The 26,746-nt window shown below is 41.7% G+C and carries 31 protein-coding genes; 5 read left to right on the top strand and 26 right to left on the bottom strand.

What is annotated here, in order from left to right:
* Positions 1-7: 7 nt before the first annotated feature.
* The 22 genes from HH214_RS21825 to HH214_RS21720 form a co-directional block, all read right to left on the bottom strand.
* Positions 8-2,062 (bottom strand): copper-translocating P-type ATPase, encoded by a 2,055-nt coding sequence (locus HH214_RS21825; RefSeq protein WP_169611333.1) that lies wholly within the window; start codon positions 2,060-2,062, stop codon positions 8-10.
* A gap of 34 nt (positions 2,063-2,096) precedes the next feature.
* Positions 2,097-2,558: a heme-binding domain-containing protein gene (locus HH214_RS21820; RefSeq protein WP_169611332.1), complete on the bottom strand. Its 462-nt coding sequence runs from the start codon at positions 2,556-2,558 to the stop codon at positions 2,097-2,099.
* A 4-nt stretch (positions 2,559-2,562) separates the two neighbouring features.
* Positions 2,563-3,144, bottom strand: coding sequence for a DUF3347 domain-containing protein (locus HH214_RS21815; RefSeq protein WP_169611331.1), 582 nt, complete (start codon positions 3,142-3,144; stop codon positions 2,563-2,565).
* A 111-nt stretch (positions 3,145-3,255) separates the two neighbouring features.
* Complete coding sequence (locus HH214_RS21810) at positions 3,256-3,654, bottom strand: hypothetical protein (RefSeq protein WP_169611330.1); 399 nt, start codon at positions 3,652-3,654, stop codon at positions 3,256-3,258.
* A gap of 77 nt (positions 3,655-3,731) precedes the next feature.
* Positions 3,732-4,982, bottom strand: a complete 1,251-nt coding sequence (locus HH214_RS21805; RefSeq protein WP_169611329.1) for a hypothetical protein — start codon at positions 4,980-4,982, stop codon at positions 3,732-3,734.
* A 121-nt stretch (positions 4,983-5,103) separates the two neighbouring features.
* Complete coding sequence (locus HH214_RS21800) at positions 5,104-5,556, bottom strand: DUF305 domain-containing protein (RefSeq protein ID WP_169611328.1); 453 nt, start codon at positions 5,554-5,556, stop codon at positions 5,104-5,106.
* Between the two features lie 84 nt (positions 5,557-5,640).
* A complete protein-coding gene (locus HH214_RS21795) occupies positions 5,641-5,976 on the bottom strand; it encodes a four-helix bundle copper-binding protein (RefSeq protein ID WP_169611327.1) in 336 nt (111 codons plus the stop codon).
* 33 nt (positions 5,977-6,009) lie between these two features.
* Complete coding sequence (locus HH214_RS21790; protein WP_169611326.1) at positions 6,010-6,627, bottom strand: DUF305 domain-containing protein; 618 nt, start codon at positions 6,625-6,627, stop codon at positions 6,010-6,012.
* 31 nt (positions 6,628-6,658) lie between these two features.
* Positions 6,659-7,309 carry a DUF305 domain-containing protein gene (locus HH214_RS21785; RefSeq protein WP_169611325.1) on the bottom strand — a complete coding sequence of 217 codons (651 nt, stop codon included), beginning with the start codon at positions 7,307-7,309 and terminating at the stop codon, positions 6,659-6,661.
* A gap of 31 nt (positions 7,310-7,340) precedes the next feature.
* The gene (locus HH214_RS21780; RefSeq protein WP_169611324.1) at positions 7,341-10,094 is read right to left on the bottom strand and encodes a multicopper oxidase domain-containing protein; all 2,754 of its coding nucleotides are present in this window, start codon (positions 10,092-10,094) and stop codon (positions 7,341-7,343) included.
* 10 nt (positions 10,095-10,104) lie between these two features.
* A complete protein-coding gene (locus tag HH214_RS21775) occupies positions 10,105-10,668 on the bottom strand; it encodes a helix-turn-helix domain-containing protein (protein WP_169611323.1) in 564 nt (187 codons plus the stop codon).
* A 71-nt stretch (positions 10,669-10,739) separates the two neighbouring features.
* On the bottom strand, positions 10,740-11,198 hold the full coding sequence (locus tag HH214_RS21770) for a hypothetical protein (protein WP_169611322.1): 459 nt from the start codon (positions 11,196-11,198) through the stop codon (positions 10,740-10,742).
* 114 nt (positions 11,199-11,312) lie between these two features.
* Positions 11,313-11,525 carry a heavy-metal-associated domain-containing protein gene (locus HH214_RS21765; protein ID WP_169611321.1) on the bottom strand — a complete coding sequence of 71 codons (213 nt, stop codon included), beginning with the start codon at positions 11,523-11,525 and terminating at the stop codon, positions 11,313-11,315.
* Positions 11,526-11,544: 19 nt separating this feature from the next.
* Entirely contained in the window at positions 11,545-13,773 is a 2,229-nt protein-coding gene (locus HH214_RS21760) for a heavy metal translocating P-type ATPase (RefSeq protein WP_169611320.1), read from the bottom strand.
* 330 nt (positions 13,774-14,103) lie between these two features.
* Positions 14,104-14,784 carry a metallophosphoesterase family protein gene (locus HH214_RS21755; protein ID WP_345951236.1) on the bottom strand — a complete coding sequence of 227 codons (681 nt, stop codon included), beginning with the start codon at positions 14,782-14,784 and terminating at the stop codon, positions 14,104-14,106.
* Positions 14,785-14,837: 53 nt separating this feature from the next.
* Positions 14,838-15,596, bottom strand: a complete 759-nt coding sequence (locus HH214_RS21750; protein WP_169611319.1) for a metallophosphoesterase family protein — start codon at positions 15,594-15,596, stop codon at positions 14,838-14,840.
* The gene (gene arsB / locus HH214_RS21745; RefSeq protein WP_169611318.1) at positions 15,596-16,681 is read right to left on the bottom strand and encodes an ACR3 family arsenite efflux transporter; all 1,086 of its coding nucleotides are present in this window, start codon (positions 16,679-16,681) and stop codon (positions 15,596-15,598) included. Before arsB ends, HH214_RS21750 begins: the two co-directional genes overlap by 1 nt.
* 40 nt (positions 16,682-16,721) lie before the next feature.
* Positions 16,722-17,342, bottom strand: a complete 621-nt coding sequence (locus HH214_RS21740; RefSeq protein WP_169611317.1) for a hypothetical protein — start codon at positions 17,340-17,342, stop codon at positions 16,722-16,724.
* An 80-nt stretch (positions 17,343-17,422) separates the two neighbouring features.
* Positions 17,423-17,839 (bottom strand): arsenate reductase ArsC, encoded by a 417-nt coding sequence (locus tag HH214_RS21735; protein WP_169611316.1) that lies wholly within the window; start codon positions 17,837-17,839, stop codon positions 17,423-17,425.
* A gap of 81 nt (positions 17,840-17,920) precedes the next feature.
* A complete protein-coding gene (locus HH214_RS21730) occupies positions 17,921-18,418 on the bottom strand; it encodes a GNAT family N-acetyltransferase (protein ID WP_169611315.1) in 498 nt (165 codons plus the stop codon).
* Positions 18,419-18,434: 16 nt separating this feature from the next.
* Complete coding sequence (locus HH214_RS21725; RefSeq protein ID WP_169611314.1) at positions 18,435-18,992, bottom strand: DUF6428 family protein; 558 nt, start codon at positions 18,990-18,992, stop codon at positions 18,435-18,437.
* 54 nt (positions 18,993-19,046) lie between these two features.
* A complete protein-coding gene (locus tag HH214_RS21720) occupies positions 19,047-19,376 on the bottom strand; it encodes an ArsR/SmtB family transcription factor (RefSeq protein ID WP_169611313.1) in 330 nt (109 codons plus the stop codon).
* A gap of 221 nt (positions 19,377-19,597) precedes the next feature.
* Between HH214_RS21720 and HH214_RS21715 the strand changes: the two genes are divergently transcribed.
* From HH214_RS21715 to HH214_RS21695, 5 genes are all read left to right on the top strand, one after another.
* Positions 19,598-20,155 (top strand): recombinase family protein, encoded by a 558-nt coding sequence (locus HH214_RS21715; RefSeq protein ID WP_169611312.1) that lies wholly within the window; start codon positions 19,598-19,600, stop codon positions 20,153-20,155.
* A 146-nt stretch (positions 20,156-20,301) separates the two neighbouring features.
* The gene (locus tag HH214_RS21710) at positions 20,302-20,856 is read left to right on the top strand and encodes an SLATT domain-containing protein (RefSeq protein ID WP_169611311.1); all 555 of its coding nucleotides are present in this window, start codon (positions 20,302-20,304) and stop codon (positions 20,854-20,856) included.
* 35 nt (positions 20,857-20,891) lie between these two features.
* Positions 20,892-22,169 (top strand): nucleotide-binding domain-containing protein, encoded by a 1,278-nt coding sequence (locus HH214_RS21705; protein WP_169611310.1) that lies wholly within the window; start codon positions 20,892-20,894, stop codon positions 22,167-22,169.
* A 232-nt stretch (positions 22,170-22,401) separates the two neighbouring features.
* Positions 22,402-23,499, top strand: coding sequence for an ImmA/IrrE family metallo-endopeptidase (locus tag HH214_RS21700; protein ID WP_169611309.1), 1,098 nt, complete (start codon positions 22,402-22,404; stop codon positions 23,497-23,499).
* Positions 23,496-24,050 carry a DUF4411 family protein gene (locus HH214_RS21695; RefSeq protein ID WP_169611308.1) on the top strand — a complete coding sequence of 185 codons (555 nt, stop codon included), beginning with the start codon at positions 23,496-23,498 and terminating at the stop codon, positions 24,048-24,050. Before HH214_RS21700 ends, HH214_RS21695 begins: the two co-directional genes overlap by 4 nt.
* A 119-nt stretch (positions 24,051-24,169) precedes the next feature.
* Here HH214_RS21695 and HH214_RS21690 read toward each other — a convergent pair whose 3' ends face one another.
* The 4 genes from HH214_RS21690 to HH214_RS21675 form a co-directional block, all read right to left on the bottom strand.
* A complete protein-coding gene (locus HH214_RS21690; protein ID WP_169611307.1) occupies positions 24,170-25,048 on the bottom strand; it encodes a restriction endonuclease in 879 nt (292 codons plus the stop codon).
* 181 nt (positions 25,049-25,229) lie between these two features.
* Positions 25,230-25,493 (bottom strand): hypothetical protein, encoded by a 264-nt coding sequence (locus tag HH214_RS21685; RefSeq protein ID WP_169611306.1) that lies wholly within the window; start codon positions 25,491-25,493, stop codon positions 25,230-25,232.
* Positions 25,494-25,497: 4 nt separating this feature from the next.
* Complete coding sequence (locus tag HH214_RS21680; RefSeq protein ID WP_169611305.1) at positions 25,498-26,241, bottom strand: ParA family protein; 744 nt, start codon at positions 26,239-26,241, stop codon at positions 25,498-25,500.
* Positions 26,242-26,306: 65 nt separating this feature from the next.
* Positions 26,307-26,723: a helix-turn-helix domain-containing protein gene (locus HH214_RS21675; RefSeq protein ID WP_169611304.1), complete on the bottom strand. Its 417-nt coding sequence runs from the start codon at positions 26,721-26,723 to the stop codon at positions 26,307-26,309.
* Between the last annotated feature and the right edge of the window lie 23 nt (positions 26,724-26,746).

The raw sequence follows: 26,746 nt of genomic DNA, 5'->3' as shown, positions 1-26,746 counted from the left end.
GGTAGATTTAAGTTCTGACTTTTAGTAAGCCTGCATTGATCGCAACAACAACCGTGCTAATGCTCATTAGGACCGCGCCAGCCGCAGGGCTTAACAATATTCCTTGTTTGTATAAAACGCCTGCAGCCAATGGTAGCGCAATAATGTTGTACCCAGTAGCCCAAGCCAGATTCTGTATCATTTTGCGATAAGTTGCCTTTCCAAATAAAATTAGATTGACAATATCCTTAGGGTTGCTGTTCACCAAAACGATACCAGCCGTTTCTGCGGCAATGTCACTTCCGGATCCTACTGCTATGCCAATATCGGCCTGTGCCAGTGCGGGTGCATCGTTGACGCCGTCGCCGGTCATGGCCACAAAATCACCTTTTGCCTGGAGCTGCTTGATCTTCTCCAACTTTTCATGTGGCAGCACCCCTGCAAAATAACCGTCCATATTCAACTGATTGCTTACGCTAGCGGCTACTTTCTCATTATCCCCGGTTAGCAGCAATGCTTTGATGCTGTTTTCATGCAAGGTTCGAATGGCACCTGCCGATTCCGGACGCAGGGTGTCTGCCAACGCAATGTAGCCGTACATCAGCTCATTCACCAAAACGAATACTACCGTCTCGTTGCTAGTGGAAGCAAAGTCGTTGGGGAGAGAAATGCTCTTTTCCTGCAAATAACCGGGACTGACTACTTTCACGTGTTTGCCTTCCACCATCGCCTCCACGCCCTTTCCGGTGATCGCCTGAAAATTTTGTGCTTCAGGAAGTGATAGTTTACGCCTGTTTACCTGATCCATTATCCCGGTGGCGATAGGATGCTCTGAGTTTCGCTCCAAGGCGCCTGCCATCCGCAGCAGATTATCTTCGGCAGCTTCTCCTCCCGGATGTTCCGGTATGACGATTCTGGCAACCTCAAATTTGCCTACGGTTAGTGTACCTGTCTTATCAAAAACGACCGTTGATATCTTCCGGGAGTTTTCAAATGCCGTACGGTTTTTTATGAGCAGTCCATGTTGTGCGGACAAAGAGGTTGATTTGGCAACCACCAGGGGAACAGCAAGGCCTAGTGCATGAGGGCAGCAAATGACAATAACGGTTACCATCCGTTCCATGGCAAACGCAAGATCCTGTCCTTCCCCCAGCCAGAATATAAAGGTGCCTATACCTGCTACCAGCGCAATCAAAGTCAGCCAACGGGCAGCTTTATCGGCTAACAATTGCGTATTGGACTTGGCCTCCTGAGCATTTCTTACCAGGTTGATGACCTTGGATAAATAAGAATCAGCGCCGCTGTGGATAACCCGAACTTTTAAGGAACCATTTCCATTTACCGAACCTGCAATGACCTGCTCGCCTTTAGTTTTGCTGACAGGAGCAGATTCGCCTGTTAGCATAGACTCATTTAAAAAGCTTTGCCCTTCCTCAATGACCCCATCTGCCGGTATTTTCTCTCCCGGTTTGATCAGGATAAGATCTTCCGCTTTCAACTGGTCAGTTTTAACTTCCTGAGTATGCCCTCCATTTAAAAGGTGTGCTTCCGCCGGCATGAGTTGAACCAAAAGTTCCAGCTCTTTAGAAGCTCCCGCGACAGAACGCATCTCTATCCAATGACCTAACAACATGATCAGAATCAGGGTAGCGAGCTCCCAAAAAAAATCCATCCCTTTCAATCCAAATACGGTGGCGGCGCTGTAGATATAGGCCACTGTAATGGCGAAGCCGATCAGCGTCATCATACCGGGATTTTTTGCCTTCATCTCGGAGAACCAGCCGTTAAGAAAGGGCCAGCCACCATATAAAAAAATGATGGAGGACAAGGCAAAGAGCACGTATGACGAACCGGGAAAAATGAGGTTAGTACCTATCCAGCGCTGTATCATAGGGGAAAGCAGCATCACAGGCGCCGTTAAAACTAATACGACATAGAACCGCTTCCTAAAATCGGTAATCATCATCGCATGGTGATTATGATGGCTACCATGAACTTCCATAGGATGATCTGAAGATGCAGCAGACATTATTTTATCATGCCCGTGCTGCATTTGATGATGGTGCTCGTGTTGATGTTCCATGATTTTATTGAACGGTCATTGTCCTGTTCGGTCTTCAGTTTACTCCGGAAATGTCAATCCTGTTAATCCAATCTACGATCGTTGCACTGTCCCGGCTGTTTATCTTGGCATTATGGTGAATGAGCAGGTATGACTTAAGCGGCATACTCCGTTCCTTTAGCGAATTGGCAATGGCACTCAGCTTATTTCGCCTACGGCGGTTTGAATAATTGCCGAATTCATCAAAGTTAAGCTCTTCTGTTCCTTGTTCAACATGCCTGTCGAGCCAATATCTCACCGGTTGCACTCTTGCATACCAAGGATATTGCGTATTATTGCTATGACAATCATAACAGGACCGCTTTAGTATCGACTCGATGTTTTCCGGAACAGGATAAGCGGCAACAAACGGCGCCGAGGGCTGCTTATGGCTTTCGTTCTTGTAGGACGGCATGAACTGCAGTCCCAGCAGCAGAACAACTAAGATTGCCAACACCAGTTTGATGCTGCGTTTCATACAATTATTTCAGTTCTTCTTTCACCACACCACAATTGGCCATTTTCTGACCCAAGTAGGGGTTTTGGATTGATTTAGTTTCGCTTAACCAATTCGCTCCTTTATTATTGTTGTACATTGGGCAGTGATCTACATATAGCGATTGCCCCGCGCCGACAAGCTTAACCAGATCGTACACATCTTTGCTCAGCATCTCGAAATGCTCCCTCTGATGGGAAATATTCCCTGCACTTTTCCCAATATGCTCACCATGCTCCCGGCCATCATCCGCAATATCTTCAAATGACTTTTTCTGTTTTTCGTCTAAAACTGCTTTATCAAACCCCTCAAAGTCCGTGGCTATGGCCTTACCTGATGCTGCCGCATCACCGGTATTATCTTTGGTCAAAGCGTTTTTCAATTGCAGATAGTCATTTATCAGTTTAGAGGCCGGTGAGCTCTTTTTTTCCCCTGCGTCGTCTTTCCGATCCGCGGGGACTTGGGTCGCTATCATTGAATCCTGTGTGGAAGAATTAGTTGTTTTCCCGGAGTTACAAGCAGCTAAAAAAATTGAAGTAGTGGCTACAGCCAAAAATATGGTTTTCATGATGAATTTTATCGATTAATAAATTAAGATACGAGCCATAAGGTTATGATCAATCATTTGAGTTATAGGAGGTTCCGGTTAATAAAAGAACCAACATCCCATAAGTCGATATCAAATCAGAAAACTTTGAAGTAAAATGCGAATTTTCTGATTTGGGGGGCGCTCCCGTATGATGCTATAAGAAATCGAATTACGTGCAGTGGCCGGGTGTAAGATTTCTCTTTTCAATTCATCGTTTGCGGTCAGAAAGATAGGCGTTTGTTTGACCTGTTTTTGTGCAGAAGGAACCAGTTTTGCGAGACCGTTAAACTTGCCTACTGAATCCTTACAACAATGTCCCTGACAACCTTTCTTTCCAGAACTATTTTGTCGATGTTCCTGATGAGTCGCCCCATGCAAACTGATTTGATGCTTCGGGTTTTCATGATTTGACGAACGTAAAGCGCATCCTAGCCCAACAAGCGTATGGAGCAGGAAGGTTGTCAATAATAGAAGTGCTTTACTTTTCATCCTGATACAAATTTACTTCAGCCGTAGAATGGGAACTTATATAATTCCTACTTAAATTTATATTTTATCGCAGTACATCACGCAACTGCTCTCGCAATTTTCTGCATGATAGAATGGTCATCCCCAAATTTGCACAGTGCATCACAATGCTGTCGGAGTTCCGAGAAACAGATGTACTTCATTTGAACTTGGCCTTTTTTGATAGAAGGCCTTGACAACTGCATGACTACATCTTTTTCGCGATTATCAGGTACGACCAGATAAAACACTTCTTCATTATTTACCAAGCTACAGCTCAGGTCTGTAAGACGTAGAATACCCGAATAGATACTGGTGCTTTTTTCTACTTCAAATGCGGCAACTACCTGCCCCGTTCCTTTTTTAAACCATAAAACATCAATGAGTTTTACGGTGTTGAGCACTTCTTTTTCAAGCGGCAGATCAGGGAAATCCTTAACGGAGATAAATGAAAACTTATTACCATTCCAGGATTTCGAGCGGTCGTTGGATGCTGCAATTACATCATAACCAAGCGCATTACCGATTTTGAGTAAATGATATTGCATTTCATTATGTAATTGTTCATCCTCTGTTTCTTTCCTCTTTTCCTGATGCCGCTTTTCAATCAGTTTTTCCAAACGGTTTCTTTCTGTTTCTGATAGATATTCGTCTTTGCCTAACAGGAGCTTCTGCATGCCGATTTCAAATAAAAGCCCCGCAAAAGCTCCTGTATCAAGTGATAGTTCGTTACAGTACTTTTTATTCATATCCATAATCACCTCACGAATTTTTAAGTACTCACTCCAACTGCCCAATTTCTTTTTGTCTTTGAACAGGTAATTGAAGCCGTTAATAATAGCTGTATTAAACGGCGGTATTAGTGTCGGGTGCAGGAAGTACAATATACTGGCCACTGCTGGCCCCAAACCCTTGATTTTCAAAGAATCTAAATGTAAAATTTCTTTGATGAGTTGTTCCTCATTTTTGGCAGTCAGGCAGTTTTCCAGAAACTGGCCAAAGGCTACTTTATTCTCCTGATTTTCATAAATATCAGGTATGCGTAGCTTCGGCTTCCAATAAAAAGGATGGGATGCTCCTTCAAACACTTGCTTTTGTTCAGTAATACAGGTGAGTACAAACTCTAAAGATGTGCCTTTGAAGTCATTACCAAACCGTTTATTTTTGATATCATCAATAACCTGGAGCACACCTCTGCGTATGGATCTAAATGCTTTCAGGCGTTCCTCGTTATTGATAAACCAGGTATTGTAAACAGATTCCCTGTCGTTTTTATATTGGTTGATGATGGATTGTAAATGATCATTCATATTCTCAAAGTATGAGCTAATATAATGTAATCTTTTACCTGCAGCACTTTTTAACAAAGAGAAACTTAAATAACCAGATGGCACATTTCTTCATCGCTATCATTGTATCGTTGAGATCACCTTATTTTTCCATCCTGGCAAGAATACGTTTCATTTCCGCTATTTCTTTTTCCTGCGCATCAATGATGCTTTTGGCAAGCCTTTGGACTTCCGGGTCTTTCAAATGAGCCTTTTTGCTGACCATGATCGCAATGGAATGATGTGGGATCATGCCTTTCATATACTGTTGATCTCCGATAGCAGTTTGCGTTCGGACACCTGCGAGAGCCAAGATAAACACTGCAATAGCAGAGGTGGCAATGATTAAATTAATTTTCTTGTTTTGATACATCATTCGCATCATCACTAGCATAACCAGCGCCATAGCCGAAACCATCAGCATAGTCATGTAAAATCGGGTCATATTAATGTACACATGGTCGAACTCGTCAACATTCAAATACATAATAGCATACATGATGAAGAATGAAACGACGAGCATCAATGCAAATTTTTGATAATTTCCTTTTTCCATTGTAATAACGTTAAGTGAATACTTCTTATTTAAAAAGCTACCTGCCCTGCATCAGCGCAGGGCAAGTAGCTGAACCAAGGTTATTTAAACAGCAGTTGCCATTTGTTCGCAAACTTCGGCACATTTCCGACAGGCTTCTGCACAGGCCTGGCAATGCTCCATATGATGCTTGCCGCATTCTTCAGCACAGGCATTACACACGTCAGCGCATACACGGCAAAGATGGGCACTGTAACCGCTGCCCAAACTCATAACTTCTGCAGCGGCTCTGCAAATAGCCGCACATTCCAGGTCGAGCTGGATACATTTTGCCATCATTTTTACATCCTCTTCCTGCAGGCAGGACGTAGCACAATAGTTGCAAGCTACTGCACACGCTACACAGGCATCGATACATTCCCGGAACTTTTGATATGACATAATTGAAATGTTTTATAGTTAGATAATGATTTATTACTTGTTACCGCGGGCTAACAGCCAGTCCTGAAACTGGCCTATCTCTTTCATCTGAGCATCAATAATATTTGTAGCCATCGTTTTCATACTTTGTTCCTGGCCGTGGATGAGTTCAAGGCGCGAGTTTTCGATAGCGCTTTGGTGATGACCAATCATCAGGATGGCAAAATCATGATCAATGTCTCCGTTGATAATTTGTAGGTCAGCTTGCTTTCCGGATTTTTTCATGTTGTCCATCAGCATCATATCGAAATCCGGATCGTTGCCGTGAGGGGGGTGTGATTTGAGAAAAGCAGAAAGCTGCGTGATTTCTGCCTGCTGGCTGGAAATTATGCTCTGCGCCATTTGCTTCATCGTCGCATCACTGCCGCTTTTCAGCTCCAGGTTAGCCATATCAATAGCCCCCTGGTGGTGCATGCGCATCATCATCGCGAAATCATTGTCCGGATCTTTGGTCATCTTCATAGTGTCCATTTTCGCCATCATCTGATGCATAATACCCATCATCTGATTCTGGTCATGACCCTGTATTTTGATTTTATCATCATCTTTGCTACATGCACTCATCACAGCCACTATTGCTGACAGCGTGATTAATTTTAAAAAGTTTTTCATCGTTTGTTTTTTTAGTTACCTCTTATATTGTTTATTGATGTGCTTTCATCCATTGTTCCATCTCACGGATTTCCTGCGTTTGTTCCGGTATAGATTGCTGCGCCATGGATTTTAGTTTCGCGCTTTTACTGTAGGTCACAATACTTTTAGCCATCATGATACCATCTTTGTGGTGCTTGGTCATCATGTCCGCAAATTCATGATCGATAGAACTCATGGACATATTACCCGGTTTCATCATTTCCATCATATTATCACTCATTGCTTTACCAGCTCCTGATTGCTTGTTAGCTGGATCGTAGTTTTTAGTGCTGTTTTGCAACTTTGCAATCAACTGATTGAGCTGTGCAACCTCTTTCGTCTGTTTGGTCAGTATTTTTTGAGCCATTTTTTTCATGGAAGCATCCTTTCCCTGCTGTAGCTCGATCCTGGCCATGTCGATAGCTCCCTGGTGGTGGGCTTTGAGCATGGAAGCAAAATCATAATCAACATTTCCTTTCATTTGCTGAGCATGCATTTGCTTCATCATCTTGTTCATAGATTCCATTAATGGATCGCTTTGGATGGCTGCAGGTGCAGTGATGATTAGTGCTCCATGATCAAATGGGCTAATGGTGTTTTGAGTAGTAAATCCTGCTACGCCTAGCGCAAGCATGGGAATCATTAACATGGTTGTTTTCATAGATTATTTATTAATGGTGATTAAATAAAATTTAATAGAGTATAGTGATACCGCCGCCAAATCCGTACTGGTTATCATAGCTGGCTGAAAGCGCAAAATATTTGGAGAGCACATAACGTGTATCAGCTTGCCATTCACTGTCTGTGTTGTAGGATGCGCCGAGATAAAGTCGGCTTGTTAACGGAATGTCTTCACGGCTCACGGTAAAGCGTAATCTGCCTTTATGGCTGATCCGTGCATCAGTTTGGATGAACATGGGCAATAAGTATCTTAAACCGACGACCGCCACATTGCTGCCGTCTTTAATAAAACGGCCACCTTTCTCATTTTTTTCAAATTCAGCACCTACGTACGCTGCAAAATATTGACCGTTATCAAGATACCGCTGAAAGCGAGGGTCGATTTCATAACGCCCATCATAACTGAACCGGTAGTTGGCATTGAATTCATAACGCGTATTGGAGATAAATAATGAACCGATACTTGTTTGTGAGTGGAATGATGCTTGAAACCATGTGTAGAATTGCCGGTCGTCGTTGATGACCGGATTTCGCGGTTGATATTTCGCAACTTCAGTGTTGCTCGGATTGTCTTCATACCGAACAACACGCGCCATGCCTGACATCATGTGATAAAGCGTGTGACAGTGGAAAAACCAGTCATGCGAATCATCGGCAAGAAACTCAATCGTCTGCACCTGCATGGGTTCAATACTTACCGTATGTTTTAGTGGTGATGATGTCCCCTTATTGTTTAGTACTCTAAAGAAGTGCCCGTGCAAGTGCATGGGATGCTCCATCATGGTCGTATTATGAAATACGAAGCGAACAATCTCTCCCTTACGAATCAGTAAGCGGTCGGCTTCGGAAAGGGCTTTGTTATTAATGAGCCAGGTATAACGAATCATACTACCCGTGAGATATAGGTGATATGTCCGTACCGTATGCCTTCCGTCGAAAGCAGTTGTACTATTGGATTCCAACTGATCATAACTTAAAATTTTTCCATCGCCGCCTAATCCAAGGAGCAAAGAGCCTCCCGGTCCCATTGGCGTACCTCTTCCGTCGTCCGGCATATTCATACTCATACCCTTCATGTTCATGCCGCCCATTTGCATATCATCCATACCAGACTTGCTGCTTTCATTCTTGGCCATATTTATGCCTTGATGGTTCTGCATACTCATACCCGTATCGGCTTTTGTCTTCATCTCCATCTGTGGCATTTTAGCACCAGGTTGGGTATCCTTGTTCATTCCCTTCATATCCATGCCTTTCATACTCATTGGCACGTCGCTGGTGCTGAAGGACAAACCATCATTTTTGACTTTTGCGTTGGGGACCCTGTTCATAGGCATTTTCATCTGGGTCATCATGCGGTTAAAAGTGTGAGCGAACTTATAATAGTTCACTTTTGGTATGTCTGTCGCTTTGACCTCTTTTCCGGCTCCTAGCCAGGCAGAAACCTTCCCGGAGATATCCTGGTAAGTCGCCCTAAATTCATACTTGCCCGTAGACGGTATTTTGATGAGTACATCATAAGTTTCTGCTGTGCCAATCAGAATCTTGTCCACCGTAACAGGTTTTACATTTAGGCCGTCCGCTGCAACGACCGTCATCGGACCGCCTGCAAAATTCAGCCAAAAATAACTGGAGGCGGAACCATTGATAATGCGCAGTTTTACCGTTTGTCCCGGCCCGAACTGTGTAAGTTGCTGGTCTGTTTTACCGTTAACAAGAAAGCGATCGTACTTAACATCCAGCAGATCCATCGCTGGCATGCGCATCCAATCTAGTTTTAAACGGTCACCAAGATAGCCCTGGGCAAATGCACCGCCATAACTCAAGACACTCCCTTTTTGTATCGAGAACCAATCCGTTCCCCGCTTCAGCATTCGGAGCACTTCTTTAGGCTGATAGTTCGTCCAATCCGAAAGCATAAGCACCTGTTCTTTCACCTGATCCTTTTGTGCTTGAGGCTCAATAACAATGGGGCCGTAAAGACCAGCCTGCTCATCCAGTTCCGTATGGGTGTGATACCAGTAAGTACCCGTCTGATGAAGTGGAATGATATTGGTATAGGTTGTGCCAGCCGCTATCGGCACTGTGCTGATGTAGGGCACACCATCGTATTTGTTAGGTACCAACAGCCCATGCCAGTGTATCGAAGTTTCTTTTTTTCGCAGGTTGTGTACCCGGATAACGGCAGTATCTCCCTCAGTGAATCGGAGCACAGGGCCAGGAATCTGACCATTGATGGCAAGCGCTTTTACCTTTTTGCCTGCATAAGCTGCAACCGTGTCATTGATGTAAAGATCGTATGTAACGCGCTTGCCAATATGTATCAAGTGATCATTCAATGAAGAGGAAGTACTCTTAATTGTGTCTCCCGGTCGCGCCTGCATACTTTGCATATTCATCTCCGAAGACTTTTCTTGATGATTCATATCCATCCCTTTCATTGGATGATCCGGCATTGCCATATCCGTATCCATCATATCATGATCTGACATCGGCTTAACACGATTCGATTCGGCTTTAGAGCGTCCGCCCCCGGAATGCTGCATGTTCATACTTTTCATATGGCCCATGCTTTTCATTGCTTTGTCAGTCTTCTGTTTTGAAGTACTTTTTTTATTCTTGCCTTTAGCGTAAGGCAGGGGCTTCTTAGCCATTGGAGCCTGCTTGTCACTCATATTCATGCCGGGCATGTTATGCTGCTGTGCATTTGCCTGAGCTGTTAGTACCAGAAGCCATATAGAAATTAACGTTTTAATGCTTTTCATAGTAGTGTCTTTATACTTTATCAAGTGATTTACGGGATGGATCGCCACAGGACTTGTATTGACGGGGACTCATGCCAGTAACACTTTTGAATTGTGCGGATAAGTGTGCACTACTGCTGTAACCCATACTGTAAGCGATCTCCGTAATGTTAAGCTCACCGTATTGTATTAATTCCTTAACCTTCTCTATCTTTTGTTGGATGATAAATTTCTCAATGGTCGTATCCTCTGATTCAGAGAAAAGACGACTGAGATAGGCGTAGTCTTTACATAGTCGATCAGCGATTGATGTCATGATATTTCCCTGTATTTCACTTAGGTCACCCTGGTGTACGATTTCAATAACAACGTTTTTTATTCGCTCAATAAGCTTATCCTTTTCCTTATTGATGAGCTCAAAGCCTGATACCTTAAGCATAGAGGTCAAATGGGATAATTGGCTTTCATCCGGGTCAGGATGAATATTGGCCGTGCCTAATGTAATAGCATCGACGGATAACCCTAAACTTTCCAGTTGCTGGCGTACGACCATAATGCAACGGTCGCAAACCATATTCTTAATAAATAATGTCATGTGTTAATTCAAGCTAAATGATAGACCAAAGGAATGTCCGGCCGCAGATGGGAGTCGCGGCAATGCTTGAATCAAATAAGAAGGGTACGATGGGATATGTACAGCGGAATGCAAGATATACGCGGCGGTCCGGTTGCATCCGGCCAGCTAACTAATGCTTTACTGTATATATGTACGGGAGGTAATTGTAGATAATTGTGGTGCGATAGGATGAACTCCTGGACAATAATTTGAAGCTCATCGTAATTACTTAAATTTTCCTTCACCACGTACAAGCCATGGTCTTTACTGCAGCAATCACAATCTTTACCTGGCCCGCAATCATCTTTGTGCTTACCCTTTTCCTTAGAATGAGCATCTTTGTCATGATCATCATCATGATGATCATTCTCTTCCTGCTCGTGGTGTTGTTCAGTAGCTATTTTGGGCCCGAGCAAAAAAACTTCAGTGCAATGAATCACGCACGCGAATGCGCCTGTCGTTAATAACAGGTAAAACGCAGCGAGACTTATTGCACCTAGTTTTCTCATCTAATAATAGTACACGAAATCGTTACAATTGTTCCCCCTTAATTCAAAAAACGAGATATTGCTTCCAATATAAGTTATTCAAATAAAAAGGCTGCTGGCAAAAGCCAGCCATAATTATAATTTTTCTGCCTGGTAGCCTTTTTCTTTCAATGTACTGATGATTAGTTCAGGGGACAGATCATTCTGCGCCTGAACTGTTAGAATCTTATCCGGGTTTGCAGTATCTACTTCCCATTTTTCCACACCTTTTAAATTATTCATCGAAGGAGTTACCGTAGCGATACAGCCGCCGCATTTGATATTGGTTTTAAATTTTAAAGTTTCCATGATATTATTCAAATAATTATTATAAACTAAGTTTAGAAAATCTGAGCCGTAAGCTGTTGCTGACTACAGATACAGAGCTTAACGCCATTGCTGCGCCTGCAATCATCGGGTTTAGTAAAAAGCCGTTCAGTGGATAAAGTATTCCTGCTGCAACCGGAATGCCGATGATATTATAAATGAATGCCCAAAACAAATTTTGCCGAATTGTTCTAACTGTCAACTTGGACAGCCTTAACGCTTTTGACACCTGTCGCAGATCAGCAGACACCAGCGTAATCTTAGATACATCTATTGCGATATCAGAGCCTTTGCCCATTGCAATAGAAACATCAGCCTGCGCGAGCGCCTGGCTATCATTGATACCATCGCCAATCATGGCTACGGTTTTTTGCTGGGACTGTAAGGCTTTGATAAACGCTGCTTTATCGTTCGGTAAGGCCTCCGCCTGGTACTGCTCGATGCCTGCTTTGCGTGCAATTGCGGCTGCCGTTTGTGCATTATCACCTGTCAGCATGTATACCTCGATGCCCTGTTTTTTCAACTGGCTGATTGCTTCTGCTGAGCCACTTTTAATTTGATCGGCGATGGCTGCAAAGGCGATAATCCTTTCGGAATTCATGAAGTAGACCACCGTTTTCGCATCATTTAGGTACTCGTCCGCTTTTTCCGCTAAATAGGGTGAACATAGCAGGTTTTGCTGGGTAGCCAATTTCGCTGTGCCCACCCGGTATAATTTACCTTTATGATATCCTTCAACACCATGACTGGTCAGGCTGCTGAATCCGCCTATTTTTACGGCGACAGCACCATCTGCTTTCAGGTAAGTAACGAGTGCTTCAGCTAGAGGGTGTTCTGACTGCTGTTCCAGTCCCAGGAGGATAGCTTTCAGCTCTTCATTGTTTTCTAGACCTTCTGACCATACAAGGTCGCTCACCACAGGCTTACCTTCAGTTATCGTTCCGGTTTTATCCAGGACAACTGCTGTAACTTTATAGGCGAGTTCGAGCCCTTCTGCATCCTTAATGAGAATGCCGTTTTCAGCACCTTTTCCGATTCCTACCATAATTGCAGTAGGTGTCGCAAGGCCTAAAGCGCAGGGACAGGCGATGACTAATACCGTTACCATGGCCAGTAATCCGTGGGAAAGTGCATGTTGTCCGCCAAAAAGAAACCATGTTCCTAATGTGATAAGTGCGATCAATAGAACGACAGGAACAAAGACGCCTGCAATTTTATCAACCAGCTTTTGAACCGGGGCTTTTGAACCCTGCGCATCCTGTACGAGTTTTATAATCTGAGCAAGCAAGGTGCTGCTACCTACTTTTTCTGCAACAAATTGAAAGCTGCCTTTCTGGTTCACTGTTCCGGCGAATACAGGCTCACCGGCACCTTTTTGCACCGGTATCGGTTCTCCTGTAATCATACTTTCATCCACAAAGGAATGTCCTTCCGTTACAGCACCATCTACCGGGATTTTTTCACCTGGTTTAACAAGAAGGCAGTCACCGATCTGCACCTCTGAAACAGGAATCTCTTTTTCTCCTTCAGTTGTAATCAGCGTTACAGTTTTAGGCTGTAAGCCGATAAGTTTTTTGATAGCGGAAGAAGTATTAGATTTAGCCCTTTCCTCTAACAGTTTGCCGAGCATGATGAAGACGATCACCACTGAAGCGGCTTCGTAATAAACATGTGGATGAAGCCCTCGTTGGTGCCAAAACTCTGGATTGAACGTATTAAAAACGCTGAAAAGAAAAGCAATTCCCGTACTCATTGCGACCAGGGTGTCCATATTCGCACGGCCATGACCAGCCTGTTTCCAAGCGTTCACGAAAAAATTGCGACCTGCAATAAACAATACGGGAGCTGTAAGCACAAGCATGATATAGTTCGCATAAGGTATCGTCATGAATACCATACCAATTAAAACAACCGGTATTGTTAGTATCGTTGCCCAAAGGATGTTTCGCTTCAGTTGTTTGTAATGACTCTGCTGAACTTCCTTTTGCTTTTCCTGTGCATTGAGCGTATCAATGATGAGATCGTAACCGATGGACTGGACTGATTGCCTAAGATTGCGTGGTCCAACGACGTCCGGATGAAATGCTACTTTCACGGATTGAGTGGCGTAATTCACCTCTGCCTTTTCAACACCTGTCTGAGCGCCAATCATAGATTCCACACTGGCTGCGCAGCCCGCGCAGGTCATGCCTGTAACGGGAAATGTAAGTGTTTCTAATTGTGCTGCCATTTGTATCGTTTAATTAACGTTACAAAAGTACCAGCAGCGCTAGGCGTTGACTTTATAGTATTTTGTGAAAAATTTATAAAATTTCGTGAGTTAAGAATCGACTATGCTTTATAGAGGAAAAACGCCTTTGCTTTTTACATTATCAAAGTACTAGCAGATCTTTAGTTTGTATACCTATTATATATTACTATATCAAACAGTAACGAAAACGTTGATTTACTTTACAAATATGCCCTATAAAGTATTATATGTAAAGTAAAGCGGAGTGATATTAGATACGGAACTAAAAAAGCCCTATGCTAACTGCAAGGGCTTTCTAACACTATTTGTTCAATAAGCTTTTCGCAGCCGGTCGGCAAATTCATCAGGCAGAGGACTATCTTCTATAGCCTTGGCCGCCTGCTCTACGTCATAAGCAAACCTGCAAAACTCAATTTCAATTGTCTCTTTTGCTGTTAAATTACTATCCTGATGAATAGTGACCATCACGTAGCAGCCCATTGGATTACCGTCTTTTGGTTTACCTACCGAGCCTGTGTTAATCACATGCTTATCTGTATCGCCTTGCCGAATAATCCGGTGGTAAGGTTTATGCGAGTGACCCACGCACAGGATATCGGCTTTTGCTTCGGCCATCATCCCTAGAACATAACTTTCATCCAGATCTTCCAGGACATATTCATCAATGCTGCGGGTACTGCCATGCGCGAGGACGATGTTCCAAGTATCATGATTCAACCGGTACTCGAGCCGGATATGCCGGGGCAGGGTAAGCAGATAATCTCTGTTTTCAGGCGAGACTAAATGGTAAGCATAGTTCTTACCACCTTCTTTTAAGCTACCAGATGTAGTAACCATTTTCTGTACTTTCAGGTCATGATTACCGGCCAACGTAGCAATACCGCGCCGCCTGAGAATTTCAGTTACCTCATTAGGCCAAACGTTATAGCCTACAAGGTCACCTAGGCAATAAACTGCATCAGGTTTTCGGTTTTCCAAGTCTGCGAGCATGGCTTCAAAGGCAGGCAGATTGGCATGTATATCGGAAAATAGCGCTATTCTTATTATCCGTTCCTTAACATATCCGCATACTCGTTCGGCAAAGGGCTGTCCTCAACAGCCTTGGCCGCTTTTTCGATGTCATAGTTAAACCGGATAAACTCTACCTGTATGCTGTCCTTATCTTTCACTGAGATGTTTTCGTTAATCTGCAGCAGCACGTAACCACCCCGGGGGTCTTTATCTTTCGGCTTGCCCACACTGCCGATATTGATGGCATGACGGTACGTATCACCTGTTCGAAGAACGCGATGGTATGGCTGATGGGTATGACCGAAGCATAAAATGTCAGCATCAGCCCCTTCCATAATGCGAAGCATACTTTTTTCATCCCTGTCCTCAAACAGATACTCGTTTACTTTGCGGGGGCTGCCATGTACCAAAAGCACGTTCAGCTTATCGTTATTGAGTTGGTACTCTAAACGGATATGTGAAGGCAGGGTACGTAGGTAGGCACGTTGTTCGTTCTTTACGATCTCGTTGGTATAGCTGATGGAGATTTTACCCATTGCTTTTTCTTCATCAGTTTTGTAGGCGCAGCCGCAATCATCGCTATGACGACCAATCCCAAAATCATAATTGCCGGTGATGCAGGGAATACCGCGTTTACGGATTTCATCAATGACCTCATTCGGCCAAATGTTATATCCCACCAGATCACCGAGGCAATAGATAGCATCGGGTTTACGGCTTTCTAAATCAGCAAAGAAAGCTTCCAGGGCAGGCAAGTTAGCGTGTATATCAGAAAAAAGAGCAATCTTCATTATTCAGCAGGCGTTAAAGTTCGAGTGGAATAGTATTTTTTGCGGAAATAAAAAGCCAGGTTCACCAGTGCAATCAGGGCAGGCACTTCGACGAGCGGGCCAATCACCCCTGCAAAAGCCTCACCCGAGTTGATACCGAACACGCCGATAGCAACTGCAATTGCCAGTTCAAAGTTGTTGCCCGTAGCGGTAAAGGCAATCGACGTGCTCCGGCTGTAATCCGCGCCAAAACCTTTGCCGATAAAGAAGCTGAGCACAAACATGATGGTAAAGTAAATTACCAATGGTATAGCAATCCGTACCACATCGAAAGGAATCTGCACGATCAGGTTACCTTTTAAGCTAAACATGACCACGATCGTAAACAGCAGCGCAATCAGGGTAATGGGCGAAATAAACGGCACATATTTGGATTGAAACCATTGCTCACCTTTTAAGCCGATCAACGCATAACGACTGATGATACCGGCAGCAAAAGGAACACCTAAATATATGCCTACGGATTTGGCAATCTCGCCAATGGTGATATTCACAGCCAAGCCTTCCAGACCAAACAGCGGAGGCAGAACGGTAATAAAAAGATAGGCATAAACACTGTAGAGCAATACCTGAAAAATACTGTTGAGGGCAATCAGTCCGGCAGCATATTCCCGGTTACCTTCGGCCAGTTCGTTCCAGACGACTACCATTGCAATGCAACGGGCAAGACCTATTAAGATCAGACCAACCATGTAGGCAGGGTGATCACGTAGTAAGGTGATGGCTAAAACAAACATGAGTACCGGCCCAATAATCCAGTTCAGTACCAGAGAGGCGGTAAGTACTTTGGTATCTTTGAATACCTCGCCCATTTTTTCATATTTCACTTTTGCCAGTGGCGGGTACATCATTAGTATGAGGCCAATGGCTAAGGGGATATTGGTTGTACCGCTGGAAAAGGAATTGATGAAGCCCGAAGACGAAGGCAGAAAGTAGCCCAGGGCCACCCCAATCGCCATCGCTAAAAAAATCCATAAGGTCAGATAGCGGTCTAAGAAACCTAATTTTTTTCGTTCTGCCACAGGGGCGCAGTTGTTAGCTGACATTGGAAAATATAGTTATTGTTTAAATGTAAATTGTAAACGCTTAATTCGTATAATCTTTTATCTTCATGGCAATAAAGGTCATTTCTAAAGCAATCTTTCTAGCTTGCTCATCGCTGCCGGTAGCAACAGGGTATTTTAACTTAACCGCATATTTATCGGGGCCGGCCAGTAAGCTTTCTGTACCTTCCTGTAGCAGGGCATGAACCGCCTGAGAACTGGAAGGAGAAGCACTAAAGGTAAGCGGTGGGACCTGTTCATTTACTTTCGCAGTTAAACCGTTATCGGTACTTACTTTAAACCCCATTTTGCTTAACACCGGCGCGACGGTTTCCGAAGCAGCCGAGCCAACGGTTTTAACTTCAATATCACTAATGCCGTAGCTAAGCAGTGCTGCTTTAAACACGGCCTTGGCAACCGGGGCTGTAAAACCGTCAGAACTTAGCAATTCAATTACTACCGGCTTTTTCTGCTGACGTGCCAGTATCACCATTTGCTGCACACCGGTTAATTCTTCCTGCCTGTTGTAAGAAATTGAGGTCATGTTCTTTTTCAACTGTTTGATGGTTTGCGCCAGTTCAGGATAAAGGGTTTGATCTGCCGGTGCAAAGGCCGAGCTTACCACCAGTAAGCAGGCTAAAAGGATAAAGTTAAGCTTTTTCATGATATATTGGTTTATTGCTATTTAACGATTGAATGATATGAAAGAAAAGCATAGCAGTGCTATGCTAAACCTAATACTTGTTACTGTAAGTTCTGACTGATAAATTCCGCAGCATATACCTTGACCATATCCCGTACTTTTCTAAACTGCTCCATTACTTCATCGGGTGTACCAGTAGCTTTGGCAGGGTCAGGAAAGTTGTAGTGAAAACGTTGTACGTTGCCAGGAAAATATGGGCAGGCTTCATTGGCATTATCGCATACTGTAATGACATAGTCGAAGGGGATAGAAAGGTATTCATCCACATGATTAGAGGTATGCCCGGATATATCTAAATGATCTTCGGCCATTACCTGGATGGCTTTCGGGTTCACGCCATGCGTTTCAATACCTGCACTATAAACGGCAGCTTTATCAGCTGCAAAATGCCTTAAGTATCCTTCGGCTAGTTGGCTACGGCAACTGTTGCCGGTACACAGCACTAATATATTCTTCATTAAGTTCAATTTGTATTTATCGGCAATGAAGCTTCTTACGAGGTTTCATTCCTTATTATAAAGTATCTGCTCTTACGTAAATTAATCAATTCCAACCGCGTTACTCCTTCGTTCCAGGAGGTAGACGTTTCGCCACACCCCATACTGTTTTGCTACCCGTTCGCGGTAGCCGATGATGCGGAAACCAAGTTTCTCATGCAACTTTACGCTTGCCTCGTTTTCAGGAAAGATACCGGCTTGCAGCGTCCACAGGTTGGCCTTCTCACTTTCGGTAATCAGGTGCTGCAAAAGCGCTTGGCCTACCTTTTTGCCCCGGAACTCCTCGCTCACATATACGCTTACTTCGGCAACCCCTGCATAAACGCAACGGCTGGATACTGGGGAGAGAGCTACCCAACCGGCCATGTTACCATCATCGGTTAGTGCCACATAGCGAAGATCAGATAAATGGCTTTTATCCCAATCTTCCCACTGGGGAGCATCAGTTTGAAAGGTCGCCTGACCGGTGGCGATACCTTCCAGATAAATCCGTCTCACGTCCGGCCAATGTGCAGGCTGTAATATTTCGATTTTTGTCATTACATCCTGATTATGATTAGCAGCAACCAGAACCGGGAGTGCAGCTCGGCGCTTCGGCAACTAAGTTTTTCAGTTGAATCTTAGGCTTAACTTCCACCACCGGTGTGCAGCATTCTTCTCCTTTTTCATTCGTACCGCAGCTACCGCCCCGAGTGATCGCCTTACACTGAACGGCATCAGGACGAAGATCCACAATCAAGTTTTCACCATCTGCAATTAGTTGTTTTGGCAACATCTGTCGGGTATCAAATTGTGCATTGCCAAATTCAATCTTTACTACGGCATGGGGATTAAGCGGAAGTGCTTTCTCTACAAGTTCAACGATAGACAACGCTTTACGTACTTTCATTGAGCGCAGTTGCTGTTCTTCCTCAGGCACCCACAATTGGACAATTACCTCTGTCCAGGCGTTCATCACTCCACCGCAATCAACGGAGGTAATGGGAGCCTGTTTAATTTCGGTAATATGGTAAGAGGCATCTACCCAGGTGTTTTCCGCATATTGAAATTGCAGGTCTAATGTTGGGTTAGCTTCTAATTGTTCTTTGAATGATTGCCATTTTAAAGTTTCCATAGTTTCTATATTAATGGTTTATTGCAATATTGCGATGTTTGTAGATAAAAAATTTTAGCAGCAGGATTTAGGCATTTCGTACAGGTTGAAGAACCCATTCAACTGATTTTGCAGCAGTGCCCAGGCTTTCGGCTCAATACAGTAACACACGCTTACCCCTTCAATGGTGCCTTGAATCAGACCTGCATTCTTGAGTTCTTTTAAGTGTTGTGAAATGGTCGCTTGGGCCAAACCAAGTTCCTCGACCAAATCACCACAGATACAGGCATTGGCCTTGATGATCTGCTCGAGTATGGCAATACGGGCAGGGTGCGCAATAGCTTTGAGCATCACAGCTAACCTGTTTTGTTCTTCGGTAAATATTTCTGTTTTGGTAATTCCCATAATTATATATTGCAATATTACGATGATTGTTTTAGTTATGCAAGTAAAATATTTATAAATTATATATCGTGAACTACAGTAACGAAAACGTTCGTTTTTGTTACTGTTTAAAAGACTACGACAAAAACCGAATTTTAGCTGTAAAAGTTAGTAACGAAATTCCGTTACGAAATCAAAGTAAAGTTTTATCTTTACATTACGAGTTTTATTACTATTTAACAATGCTTATCGGATACGCCAGAGTTTCTACACTCGATCAAAACCCCAACTTACAAACTGACGCTTTGAAACAGGCAGGGTGCGAAAAAATCTTCAAGGATAAAATTAGCGGCACTACTGCCGATCGGCCAGGATTGGCAAAAGTGAAAGAGGTACTTCGCAAGGGCGATACTTTAGTCGTTTGGCGATTGGACAGATTAGGCCGTTCACTTAAAAACTTGCTCGAGTGGATGATGTGGTTAGATCAGGAAGGCATTGCCCTCAAAAGTTTGCAGGAAAATATTGATACCACCACATCAACGGGCAAACTGGTATTTCACATTTTTGGTGCATTAGCGGAGTTCGAAAGAAACCTTATACAAGAGCGCACCCAGGCAGGGCTAACATCGGCCAGAGCGAGGGGCAAAGTAGGTGGCCGACCTAAAAAACTGAATACAGATAAGAAAGCCTTAGCCATTAAGCTTTACAATGAAAAGGAATTATCAGTCGATAAGATTTGCGAAATGGTAGGAGTGGCTAAACCTACCTTGTACAGATATATCAGAGCCAGCAATAATTAAAATGCAATCAGATTCATGTTGGAGCACCGGCAGATCAGGACAGTTCGCCCAAATAAGTGATAGCAAAAGAACTTCCTGCAGCTAGGTGCCGGTTTCTTTTTTGTTATCAATTAATTTATAAAAGAAGTATCTTTAAATACCAAATTATGACCGACGAATACAAAGCCTTAGAATCGCAGATAAGAGAAATTTACGGAAGGGTTGTTTATGCCCATAAAACCCATGAGAAATGTGCAGATATCTTAAAATATAGAAGTGATGGACTAAAGTTTGTGGAAGTAGCTTTATCCGCTCTTACAACAACCAGTATTTTAGGGGTGTTATTTGGCACTGGTAAAACTTTTGAGATTGTCGCTGCCGTTTTTGCTACAGCATCATTGTTTTTGACCTTATATGCTAAAGATTTCGATTACCTAGCAATCGCAGAAAAACATAAACAGTCAGCATTAGATATCCTTGATATTAGAGAAAGATTTCTTTCACTCCTAGTTGACATTAAAATTGGGAACAAGAGTATAGACGAATTACAGGCAACTAGAGACGCACTAAACGCTGATTTAGTCAGCACTTATCGTGGAGCCCCGAAAACAATAAGTAAAGGGTATCAGAAGGCAGTAAAAGCTTTAAAAAACAATGAAGAATTCACCTTTACGGATGCTGAAATAGACTGCTTCCTTCCAGCTACATTACGACGATCATAGATAAAGCTAACTTTAGAACTTACCGATTACACCTAATGGCTATCGAGACATCTTTCGAAACGTTCTTTAATAATTTAATTGTTGATAACGAAGAATCGATTTTTCAAAAAATTAAAAGAATTGTTAAAACGCTAAACAAGAACCTTTACAATTCTGAGAGCGATACAGATCATTCCTACATAATAGGAAGTTTTGGTAGAAATACTGCAATTAAGGGGGTGAGTGACTTAGATGTAATATTTGCTTTACCAGAGGATTTATACTATACCTATGATGCACGTTCAGGTAATGGGCAAAGTGCCCTTTTACAAAAAGTTAAGGATATAATCTTAACTACCTATCCTCAAACAGATGTTCGTGGAGATGGACAAGTAGTTGTGATACAATTTATAGGATTTAAGATTGAACTTTGCCCTGCATTCTTAGAAGAAGGAAACACCTTTACCTATCCTGATGCTAACAATGGTGGATGTTGGAAGACTGTAAAGCCATTACAAGAAAATGAAGCATGTGATGAGCTTAATACATTATCAGAAGAAACCTATATAAAGCTATGTAGGTTAGTTAGAGCGTGGAAAAATAAATTTGGTTTAAAAATCAGCGGCTTGTTGATCGATACTTGGTGTTATGATTTTCTTTCTGCCAACATCGAATATCATCAGGAAGGATTAACGCATTTTCCAGAACTAATTAAAGACCTGTTTAACTATATGACAACCTTTAGTCCTGATAGGCGCTACTGGTACTCACCAGGCAGTAGGCAAAAGGTTTATAAGAAATCTAACATTAACAAGAAAGTAAAAAAATCACTTGAAATTGCAACAGAAGCTATTGAATGTTTAGAGGAAGATGATAAATGTGGTAAGTACAGATCCCTTTTTGGAAAAGCATTTCCTTATAAGAATCTGGTTCTCGAAAAAGCGCATAACGTTCGCAACAATGAGGAATTTATTGAAGATAAATTCCAGCTTGATATCATTTATAACCTCAGAATTGATTGTGAAGTAAGTCAAGCTGGATTTAGGACAGTATTACTTAGAAACTTAAAGATCATTAAAAGTCGAATGTCATTGACGTTTTTTGTTGCCGATTGTGATGCTCCAAAACCGTACGAGGTATATTGGAAAATAAAAAATGTCGGTCAGCATGCTATTGAAAAAGATATGATAAGAGGACAGATTATAAAGGATGCAGGCCAAGGGCGAAGAAAAGAGTCAAGTACATTTAACGGACCACATTATGTGGAGTGTTATATTATAAAAGATGGAATATGTGTTGCTCGTGATAGAATAAACGTTCCAATCAGGCTTTAAATTTCTGAGCTAGCAAATATAAACTTCTCCGTCAAGTACTTTATAACACGCAAGCTAAAATAATTAGCTTTTTAAAGTCAAGTGCACTGGCTTTCTAAACAAAAAAACCTTATGTTGCGTTTAATTACAATGATATCTCACTCGATATTATTAATATCTTTGCACACCAAAAACGCTGTTGAAAATAGAGCAAAATATATTGAGGCTTAAATATCTACTGAATCTTTACAAGATGTCAGTCGAGGACTTAATTGCCTTAATTAGTGATGGGCTCAAAAAGCCAATAGCCAATGAAGATATACTAAGCGACGAGATTAATGTAAGCTATCTAAAAAGAATTGACAAGGTATTCAACAAAGGACTTCACTTTTACCTTGACCCTAAAGCTCCTGAAGAAGCTAAAGAAGCAAGCATATTTTTTAGAAAAGAAAACTTTAATTCAGAATTGAATTTAGGGGCAAAGAAAATAGTCAATCATTTTGAGGACTTTAAAATCTCATTATCCGCAATAGCGAGGTTGGCCGACCTTGATACAGAGCGAAGTATTCCAATATTTACGATAAAACAAGACCCTCAATTTGTAGCAAAGCAAATTAGAAATAACGTTTATCCTGATTTTACAAACGACTTAAAGGAGTTTCTCAAAAGGCTAATCAGTAAGCTCGCAGAAAGAAACGTTATGGTTTTTGAATTTGTCGAAACGTGGAATAAAAAAGAAAAAGCAAACATTGATGGCTTTTTTTTAAAGCCGAATGTAATAGTCATAAAGCGTAACCAAAGTTCATTTAGAAGGGAAATTTTCACACTTGTACATGAGTTTGGACATTACCTGCTAAACGAGGAAGAAGTTGAAGCTGTAGACTATTCACCTCAAAGCCAATTGTCCTCTATCGAAAGATGGTGTAACGATTTTGCTTACTTTTTCTTGATGGGTAGCGAAGCGCAAACAATTGAAAACCTTGATGAAGCAAACGCCCATAATGATTACCATCATGAGTTAATAAAAGTTATCTCTGAAAAGACAAATCTAAGTAGGCTTTCGCTCTATACAAGACTTGTTTTTACAAGTAAGATTTCAAAGGCTAATTACAATAGGATTAAAGCTGAATTTGACGAAGAACACCGAGCGAGAGAAAGAGAGTTAAAGTTACAAAGAGAAGCAGAGAAGTTAAGCGGTGTACCACAAAGGGGTTCAACACCCAAACCAATTAACTCACCATTATTGATTTCAACTATTTCAACGGCTTTCCATGAAGGAGTAATCAATGAATATGAGGTGTGTAAAACCCTTAATATTAAGCCCGACGAATTAGAAAAGTATATTCAATGATTGCAGTAATAGACTCGAGTTCTCTTTTGTCTTTGGTTCGCTATTACTTACCATTTGATAAAAATTCTTTATTGTTTGATTGTATCCAAGAGAAAGTCAAAGCAAATGAGATTGTCATACTTGATAAGGTTTATGATGAAATAAAATATCTATCAAAAGGAATAGTTACCGAAAAGCTGCCGTTTTTAGCAGATAAAAAACATCATACGAAAACGATGGATATTTTACCATATCCTAAGTTCTATAATCAACTTGAAAATCAATTTTGTGTAACGGTTCAGAAAAAAAAGTTGAAATCTGACGCAGAGTTTGAGATGCTTAGAAACAGGTTTTTAGATTCGGCTGATGCAAAGCTTATATTGTACTCATTGAGTAGATCAAAAGCAAGCGATGGAACTGAATTAGCGATAGTAACCGAAGAGTCTGCTGTAAACAATGACAGTAAGTTATTTAAGAAAATACCACTCATTTGTGATATGCTCAATATACAAACGATGACACTACCCCAATTATTAGGTTCGTATAGTGAAATTGACCTACACATAAAGTAAAATTATTAAAATGCTATCACCTTAATGTTGGAGCATCCGCAGATCAGGGCAGGCTACCCGAACAAGTGATAGCAAAACTTAAACCTGGAGCCAGGTGCAGCTTGTATTTTTGATAGTACTTAATTTATCGTTTTTCCCTTACTTTTTAAAAAAGCAAGAGTTTGCTTTAACGATAACGGTTCAAAGTCACCTTCCACTGATATGATGTCAGTAGATAAGGGAGTAAGTGTTGTAACCTCTTTTTCTTTAACAATAGCAGTACCAGAAGTATATCTAATATATCTTTTGCCGACGGTGATAACAGAATCGAACCAAACTTTCATTTCCGCCAGCTTAATAGTGTGGACACCGTCTACAAACAGATACTTATCAGTGTCAATGAAAGTAAAACCAGTTTTATCATGCATTAAGCTTTTATCTTCTATGATGGTTTCGGCTGCAACGTCGAGTAATTTCATTCGCTTACCAAACATATCTTCAACCATCCATAGTTCAGGAGCTGGCAGAGGGTACTTCATTGCTTGATTACCATTTGTTATAGTTATTTTCAACTTTAACCCTGTTCGCTCAATACGATACATCCAAATGCCTAAAGGGGTAGAATAGTCAATATGGTTGCCATTGAATATTGAACATAAGCTAATTCTTGTACCATATTCTTTTACCCGATCAATAGCGCCTGATGAAAAACCGACAGGGCTTATTAATATACCTAAGTTCGGCTTAATATCTTCTACCATTCCGATGAATTGCTCAACATCTTTAACATCAAGCTTTTTATCATAATATTTACAATCAACGATAATATTTAGAGGCATACCTGCTATTTTACCTTCAATGTAAACATCGATTTGCCTTTTCCTTTTACCGTTTGCACTGGGTAGTTTCACATCGTGCTTGACTGTAGCATTCGCATCAAATTTTTTAAGAACGTCCGCAACCACCAGTTCATAAATTTGGTGTTTAGGTAATTCAGGATTAGAATGTGTATCGCTCATTTGAAAGATAGCAAAAATTCGTGCCGGCAACAAGATCCTCAGCTGCTTTTGATAGCATTTATTTTTGCTGCAGATCATCAAGGACAAATGTTATGATAGCAAATTTTGATTGCCGCCCGGATTATCTGATTTGGTTTTGATGGTAACTAACAAAAAAACCTACTGATGTAGGGCTTTAGGTTTAGAGTTTATATTTTTCAGCGACTGCATTTAAAATGAGGTCTTTCACTGATGTGTCGGTATTGGCACTCATTATTTTTAACTGCTTTAGCCAACCCTTTTGCAATCGAAGCTGATAACCAGTTATTTCTTCATCCTCGTTGTATTCGGGCTCTCTTGTTTCTTCTTTTTGCTGTTTACCTTCTTGTGAGGAAGGCGCAAACAGTGCAGCAGCACCATGTAAGTTCTTATTTTTATCTTCTAAGTTGAATGTTTTCTTTGCCATGACATTATAGTTTGGTAACAATTTCTACTACTAAGGTTTCATAATCTTTAGCACCGTTTGAGTTGGGTGCATATTCAAATACATCTTGGCCGTGTACTGGTGCTTCTGCAAGTGCTACATTGACACGAATTTTTGTATCTAATAATTTATCGCCAAAATGCTGTTTAACGCTTTCTGTTATATGTTCGGTTAAAGTTCGCTTTGGGTTACACTTAGTAATAAAGACACCGCCTATGGTAAGGTCTTCATTATAGTGTGACCTTACTTCTGAAATGATATTAACCATACGGTCAATTCCGCGATAGGAGTAAAACTCTGCTTCTAAAGGAATCAAAACAGTATCCGATGGCACGAGTGCGTTTATTGTGAGCATTCCCAATGCGGGTGGACAGTCAATTATAATATACTCGTATCGCTTTTTTACCTTATCTAAAAGCTTTTTCAAGATGCTTTCCCGAGCAATCCGCGATACCAGTTCTAATTCTGCTGCAACTAAATCAAGGGAAGAAGGAACCAGGTCTAAATACTCATTAATCGGTTGAATAGGTAAATCAACGCCATCTCTTAAGCTATTATAGATAGAGGTTTTTGCATCCCGTACCCCTAAGCCTTCTGTAAGGTTTGTTTGGGGGTCAAGGTCAACAAGTAGCGTTTTTTTCTTTAGACGTGCAAGCCCTGCCCCAATATTGAGAGCCGAGGTTGTTTTGCCCGTTCCCCCTTTGTGGTTCAATATGGCAATGGTTTTCATATCAACAATCTTTGATACAATGATACGAAAATATCATTATATATAGATATCAAGATATCAATGTTTTATTTTTTTATTTGCCGTTCAAGGGCAGCAATGGTTCTGTCCTTCGCTTGTAACAGTTCAATATATAAGTCACGTTCTGAATTAAGCCTTCTTATCTCTGCTTTTAAAAGTTCTATTTGGGTATCCTTGGTGTCTAAGGATGCGTTCAAATTTGAAGATGTATTTTCAACTTCGGGTTGATCGGGAGGCGTTTCAATGTAAAACATTTCGCCTTGGTTATTTTCTAAATATCGGATGTTAACTTTATGAACGTTTAACAGCACCATTTTGACCCTGCCGGAAACGCCGTTTTTGCCACGTTCAATATCAGAGTAGCCACCTTGTGTAAGTCCGAGCGACTTTGCAAAGTCGGCCTGATTATAGCCTAACGCTTTTCTTATTTGTCTTAACCTTAAGTTCTCACCACTGATATCCATAAACCTTTTTTCATCCGCTTGTG

Source organism: Mucilaginibacter robiniae (assembly GCF_012849215.1).
GTDB classification, from domain to species: Bacteria; Bacteroidota; Bacteroidia; order Sphingobacteriales; family Sphingobacteriaceae; genus Mucilaginibacter; species Mucilaginibacter robiniae.
This window is presented reverse-complemented; position numbering and strand designations above follow the sequence as displayed.